This is a genomic window from Vibrio quintilis, from assembly GCF_024529975.1.
Lineage (GTDB): Bacteria > Pseudomonadota > Gammaproteobacteria > Enterobacterales > Vibrionaceae > Vibrio > Vibrio quintilis.
Window position 1 is genome coordinate 2921994 of record NZ_AP024897.1, and the last position, 14465, is coordinate 2936458.

The 14465-nt window shown below is 50.0% G+C and carries 14 protein-coding genes; 9 read left to right on the forward strand and 5 right to left on the reverse strand.

Annotation, left to right across the window (positions count from 1 at the left end; genetic code table 11):
- Positions 1–8 precede the first annotated feature (8 nt).
- Positions 9–1469, reverse strand: a complete 1461-nt coding sequence (locus OC443_RS13430) for a DUF3360 domain-containing protein (RefSeq protein WP_262021685.1) — start codon at positions 1467–1469, stop codon at positions 9–11.
- Positions 1470–1714: 245 nt separating this feature from the next.
- On the opposite strand from OC443_RS13430, the gene OC443_RS13435 reads away from it, so the two are divergent.
- Positions 1715–4282 (forward strand): DUF294 nucleotidyltransferase-like domain-containing protein, encoded by a 2568-nt coding sequence (locus OC443_RS13435; RefSeq protein ID WP_073585340.1) that lies wholly within the window; start codon positions 1715–1717, stop codon positions 4280–4282.
- Positions 4283–4446: 164 nt separating this feature from the next.
- On the opposite strand, the gene OC443_RS13440 is transcribed toward OC443_RS13435, so the two are convergent.
- The 3 genes from OC443_RS13440 to OC443_RS13450 form a co-directional block, all read right to left on the reverse strand.
- Positions 4447–4851 carry an HVO_A0114 family putative DNA-binding protein gene (locus OC443_RS13440; RefSeq protein ID WP_073585341.1) on the reverse strand — a complete coding sequence of 135 codons (405 nt, stop codon included), beginning with the start codon at positions 4849–4851 and terminating at the stop codon, positions 4447–4449.
- A 1-nt stretch (position 4852) separates the two neighbouring features.
- The gene (locus OC443_RS13445) at positions 4853–5209 is read right to left on the reverse strand and encodes a toxin-antitoxin system TumE family protein (protein ID WP_073585343.1); all 357 of its coding nucleotides are present in this window, start codon (positions 5207–5209) and stop codon (positions 4853–4855) included.
- Positions 5210–5576: 367 nt separating this feature from the next.
- Positions 5577–6191, reverse strand: a complete 615-nt coding sequence (locus OC443_RS13450; protein WP_143169390.1) for a hypothetical protein — start codon at positions 6189–6191, stop codon at positions 5577–5579.
- A 183-nt stretch (positions 6192–6374) separates the two neighbouring features.
- Between OC443_RS13450 and OC443_RS13455 the strand changes: the two genes are divergently transcribed.
- From OC443_RS13455 to OC443_RS13485, 7 genes are all read left to right on the forward strand, one after another.
- Complete coding sequence (locus tag OC443_RS13455) at positions 6375–7178, forward strand: helix-turn-helix transcriptional regulator (protein WP_073585347.1); 804 nt, start codon at positions 6375–6377, stop codon at positions 7176–7178.
- A gap of 99 nt (positions 7179–7277) precedes the next feature.
- A complete protein-coding gene (locus OC443_RS13460; protein ID WP_073585349.1) occupies positions 7278–8351 on the forward strand; it encodes an ABC transporter ATP-binding protein in 1074 nt (357 codons plus the stop codon).
- On the forward strand, positions 8351–9277 hold the full coding sequence (locus OC443_RS13465; protein ID WP_073585351.1) for an ABC transporter permease: 927 nt from the start codon (positions 8351–8353) through the stop codon (positions 9275–9277). The genes OC443_RS13460 and OC443_RS13465 overlap by 1 nt, the downstream gene beginning before the upstream one ends.
- On the forward strand, positions 9274–10092 hold the full coding sequence (locus OC443_RS13470) for an ABC transporter permease (RefSeq protein ID WP_073585353.1): 819 nt from the start codon (positions 9274–9276) through the stop codon (positions 10090–10092). The genes OC443_RS13465 and OC443_RS13470 overlap by 4 nt, the downstream gene beginning before the upstream one ends.
- A 26-nt stretch (positions 10093–10118) precedes the next feature.
- Positions 10119–11144 carry an extracellular solute-binding protein gene (locus tag OC443_RS13475; RefSeq protein WP_073585355.1) on the forward strand — a complete coding sequence of 342 codons (1026 nt, stop codon included), beginning with the start codon at positions 10119–10121 and terminating at the stop codon, positions 11142–11144.
- A 21-nt stretch (positions 11145–11165) separates the two neighbouring features.
- Positions 11166–11930, forward strand: a complete 765-nt coding sequence (locus OC443_RS13480) for a carbon-nitrogen hydrolase family protein (RefSeq protein WP_073585357.1) — start codon at positions 11166–11168, stop codon at positions 11928–11930.
- 1 nt (position 11931) lies between these two features.
- The gene (locus tag OC443_RS13485) at positions 11932–13302 is read left to right on the forward strand and encodes an aminotransferase class III-fold pyridoxal phosphate-dependent enzyme (protein ID WP_073585359.1); all 1371 of its coding nucleotides are present in this window, start codon (positions 11932–11934) and stop codon (positions 13300–13302) included.
- Positions 13303–13377: 75 nt separating this feature from the next.
- On the opposite strand, the gene OC443_RS13490 is transcribed toward OC443_RS13485, so the two are convergent.
- Positions 13378–13674, reverse strand: coding sequence for a hypothetical protein (locus tag OC443_RS13490; protein ID WP_073585361.1), 297 nt, complete (start codon positions 13672–13674; stop codon positions 13378–13380).
- A 286-nt stretch (positions 13675–13960) separates the two neighbouring features.
- Between OC443_RS13490 and OC443_RS13495 the strand changes: the two genes are divergently transcribed.
- Entirely contained in the window at positions 13961–14422 is a 462-nt protein-coding gene (locus OC443_RS13495; RefSeq protein ID WP_073585363.1) for a GNAT family N-acetyltransferase, read from the forward strand.
- The last annotated feature ends 43 nt before the right edge of the window (positions 14423–14465 follow it).

Here is a 14465-nt window from a genome sequence, read left to right on the forward strand (position 1 = left end):
AACCTGTCTTACTGCCCGATGATTGCCGGAATGCCCGGCAGTTGCCCGACCGCCGCCAGTGAACCGACACAAACCACAAATGCCAGCCCCGGAATCAGGTATTTATCTTTGGCAGAGAGAGAATCCGCACGCTCGTGGTCACCAATCAGCCCCATATTATCGAGCAGCATGGTGGTCGCCCAGCCAAAGACCGGGTTGACGAATGCACATGCAAAAATACAGATACCGGCACTCAACGAATCTTTGTGTTTGTGAATCATCTGCATCCCGGCTTCCAGTAATGGCAGGAAAACCCCGACAATCAGTGCCACACGCAGTACAGGTTCCCACATGGCTAAATCCATCGGATACCCTAAAACGGATGCCAGAATACACATGATACCGGTCAGAATCGCCCCGCCGGGAATCGGACGTTTGGCAATCGCCGCCGGAATCATATAGGTTCCCCAGGAAGAGGCTAAGTTACCACCACCCAGCAGAGCACCGACACCCTGACGAACCGATGCACCAACCATCGTATCATCGACATCCATCAGTACACCTTTTGCATCTTTCGGATAGTTCAGCTCCTGAAACACCCGGTGGCCAAGATAGTCCGGTGACCACATCGCCACCGCCAGCAACGCAAACGGAATCACCGCGATAAAGTGTTCCAGATTTGGCCAGCCTAACTGCCAGCCGGTGTCTTCTCCCCACCAGTAAAACGGACTGAAGTGCGGCAGGCCGGGACCGGTAGTAAACGCAAAGTCAGCGCCCATGATATAAGCAACAATCCCGGCAATGGCCGAGCATAACGGTATCGCCAGCCAGCGTTTATTCACTTTAGCCAGATAAGCATAAACCATCACGGTGACACCAATCACGGCAAACGAGATATAACCATGGTCACTGCCAGTCGCCCATGCTTCGGTTTTATTAATCTGACCAATCAGCCCGACCGCACCCAGGTAGATGAGCAGGCCGCCCCGCACCCCGACGCCGGTGAGCGTCATCAGCTTGGAACCACCTTTGGTAAAGGCCAGTATTAAGCCGAACACACACACCATCAGCCCCAGCGCCAGCGGGTGCCCGCCAGCAGCCGCGATCAACGGGATGAGCGGAATCATCGGCCCGTGCGTTCCGGCCAGGTTGGCATTCGGGTTTAAGATGGCGGAGAACAGAATCACAAACAACGCGCCTGCAATCAACAACTCATAGCGCACATTTTCTGCAACAAATTCCGGGGACAGGCCAAACTGCACCGCAAATGCGGCGACCATTGCCGTTACCATCACGACTTTACCGATGGTGGCAGCCAGTGCCGGTACCCAGTCTTCTATTTCAATGCTGTAGTCACGAAACGGCAAGTGAACACCCCAGCGCCGGAAACTCATGATTTTCAGATCATGATTTAAAAACGCTTCCCGGTTTTCAAACTCCTCTGCCTTACGACGCATATCTTTGTAAAATTTATTACCTTTTTTAGACATTTGTTTTTCCTTATCTGAACCCGATCCTTATGATGTCCAGTCAGGCAGAACTCCGGTATCTGTCCCGGATCCGGGAAAAGGATTCACGACACCGGTCTAAGTCTGGAAAAGCCATCTCTCACATTTATTGATTTTAGTTGGTTCATCATCCAAAGTTCGTGTGTATAAGGTCTTTTCAGGAGACTTGTAACGAAGCGCACAATTTACCCATAATCACTGTAAAATCAGGCTCTGCGAACATCAAAATGAAACTATCTGAACATGCTGACCGCACAGAAAAACTATTTGGCATTCGGGCAGAGGATATCCATCAGTGGATCGATGGATTTTTTGATTACAATGGCAAAGATCATTCGCGAACCATGGCCGGCAATCTGGATTATGACCCTTATGATCACCGCCGTTTCCGTCACTGTAAGGAAGCGCTGTCCGAAGCCATTCAAACGTTCGGTGATAAATACACCCACCAGCAAATTAAGGATGTGTTTGAAACTCACATCCGGGATGATTATGACGGTTATCTGCCTTCCCGGGCGGACTTCGAAAACGACACCTTTATCGCGAAGTATCATGATGCAACACGCGACGAGTCGTTGGGTGAAGTACTGGATGCGAATGAATTAACTGATTACTTTGATGGCCTGCATACCTCAGATCCGGACAGTTCCCCATCCCTGACCCGCTTCAGCCTGCGCATCGTCCTGCCGACTATTGCTGCGATTGTGTTGTTTGTGACGGCCATTATTTACGTGATTGTGCCGCTCGTCGAAGACTCGATGCTGGGGCAAAAACGTCAGATGCTGAAAGCACTGACCTCAACGGCAGTGAGTATCGCGGACAACTATGTCACACTGGCACAACGCGGCGTTTTAAGCACCGAAACGGCACAGCAACAGGCCGCAGCAGAAATCAAAGCAATGCGCTACGGCCCGGAAAATAAGGATTACTTTTTCATTACCGATATGCACCCGAGAATGGTGATGCATCCTTACCGCAGCGATTTAAAAGGCAAAGATTTAACTCATTATACCGACAGTGAAAACACCAGCGGCGTACCTGTGTTTACTGAAATCACCAAACTGGTCAAAACGGCGCAACACGGATTTCTCGAATATCAGTGGCAGTGGAAAGATGACCCCACCGTTACCGCAGCCAAAATGACTTATGTGGAAGGCGTGAAAGCCTGGCAATGGATTATCGGCACCGGGGTTTATCTGGAAGATGTTCAGCAGGAAATCGACCGGCTTGAACATACCCTCTACCGGGTGTTTCTGGCTATTACGCTCGGGCTGACCGGTATGATGGGCTATGTTATTTCCCAGTCCAAAGTGATCGAAAACCGCAAAAAACGGGCTGAAATGGCACTACATGAAGCCAAAGATCGCTATCGTGCTTTGGTGGAATCCTCCAATGAAGGTTACATTCTTGAAGCCGACGGGCAGATTCTGTTCTCCAATACCCGGCTGCACCAGTTACTCGGCTATACCGACAGCGAGCTTAAATCCCATGCCATCTGGAAAGCGCTGTTTCCTGAAAACCCACAAAACAGCGCAGTATTAACTCATCTGTTACAACTGTTTGAACACGCCACCGAACCCGGCGAGTTTGAAGCGCAGCTTCAGACCAAAAGCGGTAAGCAGATCGACATCATTTTAAGCACATCCAAAATCTTTTTATCCGAAAAGCTCGGCCATGTGATCTCGTTCCGGCCGATTATCCGCAAAATTTATGGCGGGAGTTTCGGTACCATTCACCGGGGCTCTGATTATCAACAGGTCAGCGCGGATATCGTCACAGAAATCGAACAGGGAAACAGCCACGGGAATGTCGTCGAGTCTCTCAATCAGCTGCCTGATCTGATTCGGGAAATGATTGAAACCGGCACCCGTCCGGATTACTTACGCCGCCTGATCGGCAGTACCTATGATGCGGCTATCTGCCGGTTTATTGAGCTGACGATTACAGATATCGGCGAACCACCGGTGCCGTTTTCGTTTATCTCTTTCGGCAGTAATGCCCGCCACGACATGACACTGTTTTCCGATCAGGACAATGCGATTGTATTTGCAACCCCGGAAGATGCCGAGCTGAAGTCAATCCGGCGCTATTTCCTGCACCTGGCAGAAAAGGTGTGCGCGATGCTCAATCAGGCGGGTTACAGTTACTGCGAAGGCTTAATCATGGCTTCAAACCATCAGTGGTGCCTGAGCCGGAAAGAGTGGGAAGCAAACTTCGGCCGTTGGATACAGCAGGCTTCACCGGAATCGATTCTGGAGCTCAATGTATTTTTCGATATCCGTTCAACCTATGGTGAAGCAAGGCTGGTCGATGGAATTCAGGCTCACATCCAACAGTTACTTCGCCAGCATCCTGAATTTTTGCCAGTCTACGCGCAAAACTGCCTGTCTTATGAAGTGCCGCTCAACGCCGCTGACGAGATCAAAACAGAAAGATATGAAGGAAAAGCTTCACTGAATTTAAAAGACTGCTTAAGACCCATGGAGATTTTCTGCCGGCTCTATGCCCTGAAACATGATATCCGCGAGAGCAATACCATGGCGCGGTTAAAACAACTGCATGCAGAGGAAGAACTGGACGCGAAAACGTTCCGGGAAATGGTCTACATCTTTGATCATATCTGGCATCTGCGGTTTATGAATCAGATCATCGAATATACCGACCTGCGCAAGGTCAATGATGTACTGGCGATCAATGACCTGACCCGGCTGGAACAGGAAAATCTGAAAAATGTGCTGAGCCGGATCGGGGTGTTTCATGAGAAAGTGATCAAGGACTTCTTGTCTGGGCGGTAATGGTTTTCTCGTTCGCACGGCCAGCAACCTACAAAAGGCGTTTCCGGATACTCTTTCTGCCGTGAAAGAGTTTCCGGGGCGCGTGCACCAATAGCTGCTTGAAACCACAAAACTTACCTGCGCTCCAAACCACCGCAAGAGTCAAAGTCTTCGGTACAGTGTATTTAAGCCGCAGGCTGCTCCGCCGCCATGAGCCGTAACAACTTTTGCTCAAGGACTGAATCCGTCATAATCTCAAAATCGGTATACAATGCAACGGGCTTGAGTGCTCTTCCTGTTGATTGATCCATCCGGGCAAAACCTTTCTCAGTCAGAGACTTTAATGTATTGGATAAATTCGATTTTGCCCGCCCGGTCATCGTGGCTAATTCAGTCAGGCTGGCTGGCTTTTCTGCATCAATTAATCTGAGCAGCTCGATATTCTCCGGCCTCAAAATCTGAGATACAGCATTCACTGATGTGAACCAGATCCTGGGTTCCTGCGCTTCAGGCACATATTTCCCCTGAGCAATGGCTAATAAACGGAAACGAATCAATGATTCCTGCATAATACCAATTCTTGCTTTCATGTTATTTCCTCTCGATTGCTTCTATCGTTGCATCAATTCCGGAGAAAAAATCTTGCAGCAGAGAATAACAATCAGAAAACTCATAACGTGTCCCCTGATCAAACGCTGACTGATGTATATGATCGTACTGACACCGCTTACCACCAAATCTATTATTTTTCGGCGACTTCACAGCATGTGCATTATCAAAGCCAAAGATTCTCTTATTAAATTTGTTGTGCAAGGTCATATTATAACGAATGCCATGAGGGCGCTCTTTGGTTGGCGGAACTCTCCAGACTTCAATTTTCCACCAGTAACCATCATCCCGGTGAACCTGTATGCCATGCATACTCAGCAAGACATCGAAACCTTTCACCGGCTCCTCCGAATCAAGTTATGACCAGAGCATAACAATATTTTATCTATTTGAAAAGCAAAATCTGACACGAAAGAATCTGAACAATAGTCGGCCATATGAACATCCTGATTAATAAGCAAATCATGGGAATACAGAGACTATCGCGACAGCTAAAGCTTCGCTGCCAGAAAGCAATGTTTATACGGGTTAACACTCGCTATCTCATACGGTGTGAACACAAGATTTTCACCAAAAGCCGTGATCTGCCGCAAAAACTATTTACCAGCATTCAAGGCCGCAACCTCAAACGCGTCGATACCCGTTATTCCGGATAGGATGACATTACGGCTGAAAAACTGGCATATCTGGCTGAAGCGACTCATCACTACCGGTACAAAAGAAACTGAGCCTTTTCCCCACCCAGTTTGTCAAGTAAATGGGCTTCACCACCTATCAGTTCGGGGCCTTGATTCAGGCTGTCATATCGCCACCAGACACCGCCTGATGCCTGAATATATGTCTTCCAGTGTCCTGTCAGACTGGTCGCAACCATAAAACGCCTGATACCCGATGGTAGTTCAGTCCATCCGGTTTTACCGCCACCTCCCGCTTCCGGCTCATACTTTTTCAAGCCACATTGGTTCATGAGATAAGGCTCAGCACTTAATCCTGAGCTGTTTACCATTGCCAACCAGTCTGCATCGTCAAATGACATACCAAGTTGCTTTTCGACGGACACCCGGCAATTTGCGGCAAATTCCTGTTTATCTGTGTTTTTCCCGTGAAAGTTAAGATATGAATAATAGGCACAGTACGATTTCTCAATGCCTGTCGCCGGTTGTCTGGCAAAGTAAGATTGTGGCGCGGTACAGACGCCTTCCAGACCTTTTTGTAAGTCTTCGGCGGTAATCATTTTTTTCGCTGTCGTTGACGGGCCGGAAAAATCGCTGAGATCCGGATCCATCTTTCTTTTCGTTGCTTTCCTGGCGTTTGCGTACATGGTCTGCCCTCATTTCGCATTTACATTTACATTCAAGAATGCCACTCAAATTGTTTCCACTTGTTGAATATAGTACAGCGGCCAACAGATACGCGGGCTGACATATAGATTTCCGGACAACCGGAAGAAACAGATTCAAAGGTATGCTTTAATAACACCGAATCAGGGTGAAACGGAGCATGCATGGAAGGCATATCAGGGAGCAAACAGGATAAGGCACTGGCTGAGATGGTCCGGGCACTTGGCAATACCAGCTTCCCGGAAACACTGAGTCATTTTGTCAGCAAGCTGGTCCGGTTCGATAATCTGATTGTGATTGTCTATCACAAAAACCATAACCCTGAAGAGCTGTACCGGGAGTCAGATAACCCGCTTGTTTATCAGCGAATGCAAAGCCACTATCTGAATGCCGCCTATTTGTTAGACCCGTTTTATCATGTGGTGCGCAGCGGGATTCAAACCGGCATCCACAGTATTTTCGACCTCGCCCCCGACCAGTTTAAGCACACCAGTTATTTCAGTGAATACTACCATGACACCACACTGATTGATGAGTTTGCCCTGTTTGCCCGGCTGGGCCATGAAACAACTTTAACCGCCTGCTTTGGCCGGGATAAAACCCGGGGTATTCCGTACAGCAAGGCGGAATTGCAATCTCTGAAATCTTTTGAACATGTGCTGTCAGCCCTCTGTTCTCAGCACTGGCGGGATTATCAGCCACAGGAAGGAAAGAATGTGGTGCTGCCACCGGTCACCGATCGTCTCCGTGCCGTGTTGGTCAATCAGCATGGTATTTCACTCAGCGCCCGACAGGCTGAGGTTGCACTTTATATTCTGCAGGGACATTCATCCCTGTCCATTTCCCTGAATCTTGGCATCAGCAAAGAAACCGTGAAGGTTTTCCGCAAACAGCTTTATGCTAAGTGCAATATCAGCTCTCAGGCAGAGCTGTTCTCGCTGTTAATGCCGGTATTTTCGATGCTGTAAATACGAAATCACCGCCATAACCCTTTGGGGTTATATACCCCCGGATACGCTTTTTATATCGTAAATACATCGAATGAAGGGTTATCAGGGAAGCGGTTTATGGCGACACAACATGTTTCAGTCGATATTGATCACGTGGTGAAACGATATGGTTCGGTAACCGCGTTACATCAGATCTCACTAAACATCCGGCAAAATGAGTTTTTCACACTTCTGGGGCCTTCGGGCTGTGGCAAAACCACCCTGCTCCGGTGTATTGCAGGTTTTGAAGAAGTCAGTGAAGGGCATATCCGCCTCAATCAACAGGATCTGACGGGATTAGCGGCTCATGAACGGCCGGTGAATACCGTATTTCAGCAATACGCCCTGTTCCCGCATATGAGTGTGGAAGAGAATGTAATGTTTGGTCTGCAGCGCAGCGGATGGACCCGCCGGGAAGCGGTTCGCCGGGCAGACGATATGCTGAAACTGGTTCAGATGGATGAGTTTTCCCGCCGCAAACCCGCACAACTATCCGGTGGCCAGCAACAACGGGTTGCCCTTGCCCGGGCACTCGCCCCCCGGCCGAAAGTCTTACTCCTTGATGAACCCCTTTCCGCGCTGGACCTGAAACTGCGACAGGCTGTACGTATTCAGCTGAAAGAGATACAGCGGGAAACCGGTATTGCCTTCGTGTTTGTCACCCACGATCAGGAAGAAGCACTCACTATGTCTGACCGGATTGCGGTAATGTCAAAAGGTTACGTACAGCAAACCGGGTCCCCCAAAGAAATTTATGAAGCGCCCGTCAACCGGTTTGTGGCTGATTTTATCGGCGAAACCAACCTGCTGGATGTTGAAGTGCAGTCGGTGACTGACGGCAGTGCTCAGATCATTCTGCCCGGCGGCCATCCATTCTCCTGCCCTGCAGCTGCCAAAGTGAATCCCGGTACGGGTCATTTGTCCGTTCGCCCGGAGCGGATTCACCTGACTGAAGCGGTGCAGGGCGACCTGCAGGGAACCGTCATCGATCAGGTATATCTCGGGACAGACACCCATGTGCAGGTTGCACTGGCAGATGGCGGGAACATGACGGTCCGTATGCAAAATTCAGCACAGCTTACCATTCCCGATCCGGGCAGCCGTGTGGGCTTAACACTGGAGGCAGGCGCGGCGTGCCTGTTAACTGACTGATGGCTGCCGGTGCGTCTCCGGGCGCTCATGTCACCTCTGATATTTATCAGGGCAATGCCTTTCGTCTGATGCTGCCATCCTGGGTTGTGATCGGGATTTTTCTGCTGGTTCCTGTCATGTTAATGGGTATTTACTCATTCCTGACCAAAGAGTTTCGCGGCGGTGTGATCTGGGACTTTTCCATCGCCTCTTATGACCGGTTTTTCCTCGACAGAGGCCTGTTCGGCGATGAATCACCGACCATTGAGTGGACTTATATCAACATTTTTATCCGCTCGATCTATCAGGCACTGATGGCAACAGTTTTATGCCTGCTCATCGGCTTTCCCACCGCATGGTTCATTGCTACCCGCAGTGAAAGAAGCCGCCCGGTCTGGTTATTCCTGATCACCATTCCTTACTGGGTCAACCTGCTGATCCGTACCGTCTCGATGAAATTTCTGATCCGGGACAGCGGGCCGCTGAACGAGTTTTTACTCTGGAGCGGCGCCATCACCGAACCACTCGGGCTGATTAACACCGATCTTGCGGTCCAGCTGGGGCTGTTTTACAGCTATCTGCCGTTCATGGTGCTGCCGGTTTATGCCTCGGTGGAACGTTATGACTTTACCCTGTCAGAAGCGGCCGCTGACTTATATGCCGGAGCCTGGGCAACCCTGAGGTTAGTGATTTTACCTGTGGTGAAACCAGGGATTGTGGCCGGATGTATTCTGGTTTTTGTCCCTTCTCTGGGTGCGTTTCTGGCCCCGGATCTGCTGGGCGGGGCAAAGAATTTTATGATTGGCTCCCTGATTGAAGAACAGTTTAAAGGCTCGGCAGGCAACTGGCCGTTCGGCGCAGCTATTTCCATGATTTTATTAACCATTGTCATGGTTGTGCTGCTTATTTATGCCCGGAGTCAGCAAAAACAGGAGCAGAAGTCATGAAGAAAATGACCGACCTGAAAAGGTTCACCGGCTTTCGCACCATCACGCTGCTGTGCTTAGTGATTCTTTATGCGCCTTTGGTGATTGTTGCCATTTACTCATTCAATGCATCGCCTTCCATTACGAAGTGGGGCGGGCTCTCGCTGCACTGGTATCACGAAGTCTTTCACGGGCCTGATGCCGCGAAATTTGAAATGGCGGCGATCAACTCATTCCTCATTGCGGTATGTGCAGCCACCATTGCGACCATCATTGCGTTAGCCGCCGCAGTTGCCATGAGCCGGGCCGGCCGGTTTAAGGGCAAAATTGCAGGCTTCGCCCTGATTAATCTGCCTCTGATGGTACCGGAAATTGTTACGGCGGTTGCCAGCCTGGTGTTCTTCTCAGCCATTGGCTTTCAAGGCGGACTGTTCACGATTCTGATTGCCCACATTGTGTTCTGCATCCCGTTCGCCTATCTGCCGATATCTGCCCGGATGCAAAGCATTCCGCCGATGTATGAACAGGCTGCGATGGATCTGTATGCCACACCGCGGGAAGCCTTCAATAAAGTACTCTACCCGATGATGATGCCGGGCATACTGTCGGGATTTCTGCTCGCTTTTATTATTTCGCTGGACGACTTTCTGATTACCAACTTTGTCAAAGGTGCCGGAGTTGAAACACTGCCCACCGCTATTTTTGGATCGGTCAAGCAGGGGATTAAGCCCAATATTATGGCGATATCGACGCTCATGCTTGGTGTTTCGGTGATTTTTGTTGCCTTGTCCTGGATTGTCGGACGAACCGGACAGGAAAAATCATCCAATGCTTAACAGAGAATAACAGGGAAGATAAACGTATGAAAAAACTGACGATTGCATCAATGCTGATGCTGGCGCTGTCGGCACATGTACAGGCTGCCGGAAAGTTATCGGTTTACCACTGGTTTGAATATATGCCGCAGGAACTGCTGGATAAGTTTGCCAAAACGTATGACGTGGAAGTCACGATGGACACCTTCGACAGTAATGAAGCTCTGCTGGCATCCCTCAAAGCCGGGAAACTGGGCAGCTACGATGTAGCAGTGCCGGGCGACTACATGGTGAAGATCATGAAAAGCGAAGGCATGCTCGATACCTTCAACCCGTCTGAGCTCTCCAACTTTCACAATATCGATCAGCAGTGGCTCAATGTGTCGTTTGATCCGGGGCGAAAGAGCTCAATCCCTTACCAGTGGGGAACCACATCATTTGCGGTCAACCGCGATGTATACAAAGGTCCGATCGACTCTCTGGCAACCATTTTTAACCCGCCACAGGCACTGAAAGGCAAAATTAATGTGCTGGATACCGCCGGGGAAACCTTAACGCTGGCCTCGTTGTATTTAGGTATTCCGCAATGCAGTACCGACAAATCGCAGTTAAAAGCCCTGAGTCAGTTAGTCAACGGCGCGAAGAAAGACTGGGCTTCATTCGGTTCCGATATTGCCAAGGATGTGCTGGTTTCCGGGGATGCCGCCGCCGGGATAATCTGGTCCGGTTTTGCCACCAAAGCCAGAGAAGAAGGCGCCAATATTGAATACGCATTTCCGAAAGAAGGCTACATCGTCTGGATGGATAATGTGGTGCTGCTCAAAGATGCACCGAACCGGGAAAATGCCCTGAAGTTTATGAACTTCCTGCTTGAGCCGGAAAACGCAGCCGCTGTGACAAACTATGCGAAGTACTCTGCCGGGGTCAAAGGCGTCACACCTTATCTGGACGATGCGGTGAAAAACTCGCCGGAATCCAATCCACCCAAAGGTTCGAAAGGCGTATTTGTCGAAGCCTGTCCACAAGCTGTACAGGAAATGTACGACGCGATCTGGACCCGCCTGAAAAAGTAACCGGACAGGGAATCAACACCGATGAAAATAGGGCTTTATCAGAGCTTACCGACAGACGGGGATATCGAAAAAGGGTTTTCGGTTGTAGAAACCAGCCTGGTCGCGGCCGCCAGCGCAGGCGCTGAGATGGTGGTATTCCCCGAACTGTTTTTCCCCGGCTATAACCGTCCGGACCTGCACCGGAACCTGGCGCAGCCGGTGGATGGCGACTGGATCACACGCTTGTCAGAACTAACCCGGACTGTCGGCTGCGGGCTGACAATCGGTTGGGCAGAAGCGTGTAATGGCAAGGTTTATAACGCCGCGATTTGTCTCGACCAACACGGCCATACGCTGGCCCACTACCGGAAAATCCAGCTGTTTGGCGAGATGGAAAAGCAAAGCTTTACACCGGGAGATGCGTATCAGACATTTGAATGGCAGGGACAAAAAGCAGCCCTGCTCATCTGTTATGACATCGAGTTTCCCCAACACTGCCGGACTCTGGCACAACAAGGGGTGACGCTGATTTTTGTACCAACGGCAAACCCCGCCGGGTATGAACATGTGTCACGGATATTTGTACCATCACGGGCGGCAGAAATGGCGCTCACGATTGTTTATGCCAACTATTGCGGAACAGAACAGGGGCTGACATACGCCGGTCTGTCACTGATAGCCGGACCGGATGCCGCCCCGCTTGCCACCGCAGGATCTGCAGAGACCTTTCTGATTGCCGGTCTCTGTACACAAACAGCGTCAGAAAGCTTAACCACCCAGCTTTCTGATTATCAGGAGGTGCAATAACATGGCAATTCAGATTCCCACAGCAACAGACGCCGTTCTCGCGGCAGATGAATTTTTAATACAATCATTTGCCGATCTGAACGGATTAAAACAGAAAGAGATGCTCACCGTGATCACCGGGGCTGAAGGCTATTATGTCACGGACAGTCATGGCAACCAGCTGATAGATGGTATTGGCGGGTTGTGGTGCGTTAATGCCGGCCACAAACGTCAGGAAATTATTGATGCGGTTCATGAGCAGCTCAACACGCTCGATTACTATTCGACCTTCTATAACTTTACTCATCCGGCGGCCGCAAAACTGGCAGAGAAAGTCGCCCGGCTGGCACCGGGACATCTGAACCACGTCTATTTTGCCAATTCAGGTTCCGTCGCCAATGATTCGGCTGTCCGGATTCTGCACCATTACAACAATCGCCTGGGACGGCCCGGTAAAAAGAAAATTCTCAGCCGTACCGGGGCTTATCACGGCTCCACGCACCTGTCGGTCGCCATGACGACTCCGGCTTACAGCAAGGGATGGGACAGCGCCTCAGAACTGGTGCACCATTTACTGTGTCCGCACTACTGGCGTTACGGTGACAACCTCTCCGAGGCTGAGTTTCTCGATCTGCTGGTCGCTGATCTGGAAGTGAATATTCACAATACCGGCGCAGAAAATATCGCCGCATTTATAGCAGAGCCCATCATGGGCGCCGGTGGCGTCATTGTCGCGCCTGAGGGTTATCATGCCCGGATGGCCAGCGTCTGCGCTGCCAATGACATCAAATATATTTCCGATGAAGTAGTCACTGCATTTGGCCGGCTGGGACACTTTTTTGCCTCTGAAGAAGTTTTCGGCATCACACCCGATATCATCACAACAGCCAAAGGTATCACATCCGGCTATCAGCCATTGTCTGCGACCATTATTTCGGATGAAATTCATGAGGTCATTTCCGGGCCGGGTGAAACCTTCCTGCACGGCATGACTTACTCCGGTCATCCGGCAGCTGCCGCTGCCGGGCTGGCAAATATTGCCCTGATGGAGCGGGAGCAAATCCCGCAGCAGGTCCGGACAACCGGTAAACTGTTTGAAAACACCTTAAAAGCCCTGAGCAGTCTTGAACTGGTGGGAGAAGTGCGTGGCAGTCACTTTATGACCGGAATTGAGTTTGTCAAAGACAAAGCCGCTAAAACCCCGTTCGCAGAGCAGGAGATGGTTGGTACAAAAGTCGCGCAGGCCGCTCAGCGACGGGGATTAATCGCCCGGCCTTTAGGCAATTGTCTGATTCTGTCTCCGCCCCTGACGCTGGATGCACCCGTGATTGCCGCCATTGGCGATATCCTGCGTGAAAGTATTGTGGAGGTCAGTTCAGCACTGAATCGCTGACAACGGATGAATCACCGCAAAGAAATGCCGGGGCAACCACTGCCCCGTTGATTTGCAACCCGGCACAGGTAATTTTCAATACCAGTACCAGAGCAGCCAGCACAATACAGCCGACACGATCAGAGAGAAAGAGATGCGCTGCTCTTTTTTCACTGAGGTCGTCACCATCAGGCTGGCTTGTGTCATTACGATCGCGAACAGCACAAGTAATGTGAAAGTCACGCTGTTCTGAGAGTTATTCTGAATCCGGGCAGCCGAAGTTGCTGACTCAACAGACCGCATCCATTCATACGGATTGCGGGGTACCAGAAGGAATAAGCTTAATCCGCCAATAAAGACAAAATGTGCCGCCAGCCTGATTAAGAATCTCATTACGAAGCCCCTGTCTGTTGATGAAATCGTGGTAAACGTTATGCCATACCTGCTTTAATGCCTCAAGAGATTGAATAAACACCGGTTCGGTTGTCATCCGGAAACATTTCAGCAGATCACTATCATTATTGTTGTTTGCTCTTGATTGCCGGATAATATTTTTTTACCAACATAGCGACCTGCTGATAAAGTGCAATATCATAAGTACCAGTTTCAACGATTCCCCCGGAAATTGCCCGGATATCACGCTCGTTCCCTTTGTACCTGAAGACATCATGGAGGATCGATGAAAATATCGTTATTAGCGGACTGCCCGGAACAGGCTGCACAGGTTGCCCAATGGTATTTTGATGAATGGGCGCACAAAGATCCGGAAAGCACACTGGACCGTGTGAAGCAAAAAGTTGCACTCAGTATGAACCACAGCGAAATTCCGATCGCGTTTGTGGTCCATATTGAGGATGAGCTGGCCGGAGCGGGCGAAATAAAATACCGGGAATTACCGGACTATCCGGGTTTGAATTACTGGCTGGACGGTATTTATGTTCCGGTGAAGCTGCGGGGAAAAGGCATCTCGACCGCATTAATAGAATATGCCAGACAAAAAGCACATGAATTCGCGCTGCCTTCCTTAAATCTGCGCTGCGAAGCTCACAACGTGAAACTTTATGAAAAACATGGCTTTGAGGTCGTTTATACCGAACAACATAAGTCGATTATGAGTTGTGCGTTTGATGGGTTAAAGTGAGAGAAGGCGATAGATTTCGGATGTTTCGTGCATTTTAGCTGGA

Excerpts from the sequence above, each read along its gene's own strand:
- OC443_RS13430 (WP_262021685.1), bottom strand. The coding sequence starts at position 1,469 with ATGTCTAAAAAAGGTAATAAATTTTACAAAGATATGCGTCGTAAGGCA.
- OC443_RS13435 (WP_073585340.1), top strand. The coding sequence starts at position 1,715 with ATGAAACTATCTGAACATGCTGACCGCACAGAAAAACTATTTGGCATT.
- OC443_RS13440 (WP_073585341.1), bottom strand. The coding sequence starts at position 4,851 with ATGAAAGCAAGAATTGGTATTATGCAGGAATCATTGATTCGTTTCCGT.
- OC443_RS13450 (WP_143169390.1), bottom strand. The coding sequence starts at position 6,191 with ATGTACGCAAACGCCAGGAAAGCAACGAAAAGAAAGATGGATCCGGAT.
- OC443_RS13455 (WP_073585347.1), top strand. The coding sequence starts at position 6,375 with ATGGAAGGCATATCAGGGAGCAAACAGGATAAGGCACTGGCTGAGATG.
- OC443_RS13460 (WP_073585349.1), top strand. The coding sequence starts at position 7,278 with ATGGCGACACAACATGTTTCAGTCGATATTGATCACGTGGTGAAACGA.
- OC443_RS13465 (WP_073585351.1), top strand. The coding sequence starts at position 8,351 with ATGGCTGCCGGTGCGTCTCCGGGCGCTCATGTCACCTCTGATATTTAT.
- OC443_RS13470 (WP_073585353.1), top strand. The coding sequence starts at position 9,274 with ATGAAGAAAATGACCGACCTGAAAAGGTTCACCGGCTTTCGCACCATC.
- OC443_RS13475 (WP_073585355.1), top strand. The coding sequence starts at position 10,119 with ATGAAAAAACTGACGATTGCATCAATGCTGATGCTGGCGCTGTCGGCA.
- OC443_RS13480 (WP_073585357.1), top strand. The coding sequence starts at position 11,166 with ATGAAAATAGGGCTTTATCAGAGCTTACCGACAGACGGGGATATCGAA.
- OC443_RS13485 (WP_073585359.1), top strand. The coding sequence starts at position 11,932 with ATGGCAATTCAGATTCCCACAGCAACAGACGCCGTTCTCGCGGCAGAT.
- OC443_RS13490 (WP_073585361.1), bottom strand. The coding sequence starts at position 13,674 with ATGAGATTCTTAATCAGGCTGGCGGCACATTTTGTCTTTATTGGCGGA.
- OC443_RS13495 (WP_073585363.1), top strand. The coding sequence starts at position 13,961 with ATGAAAATATCGTTATTAGCGGACTGCCCGGAACAGGCTGCACAGGTT.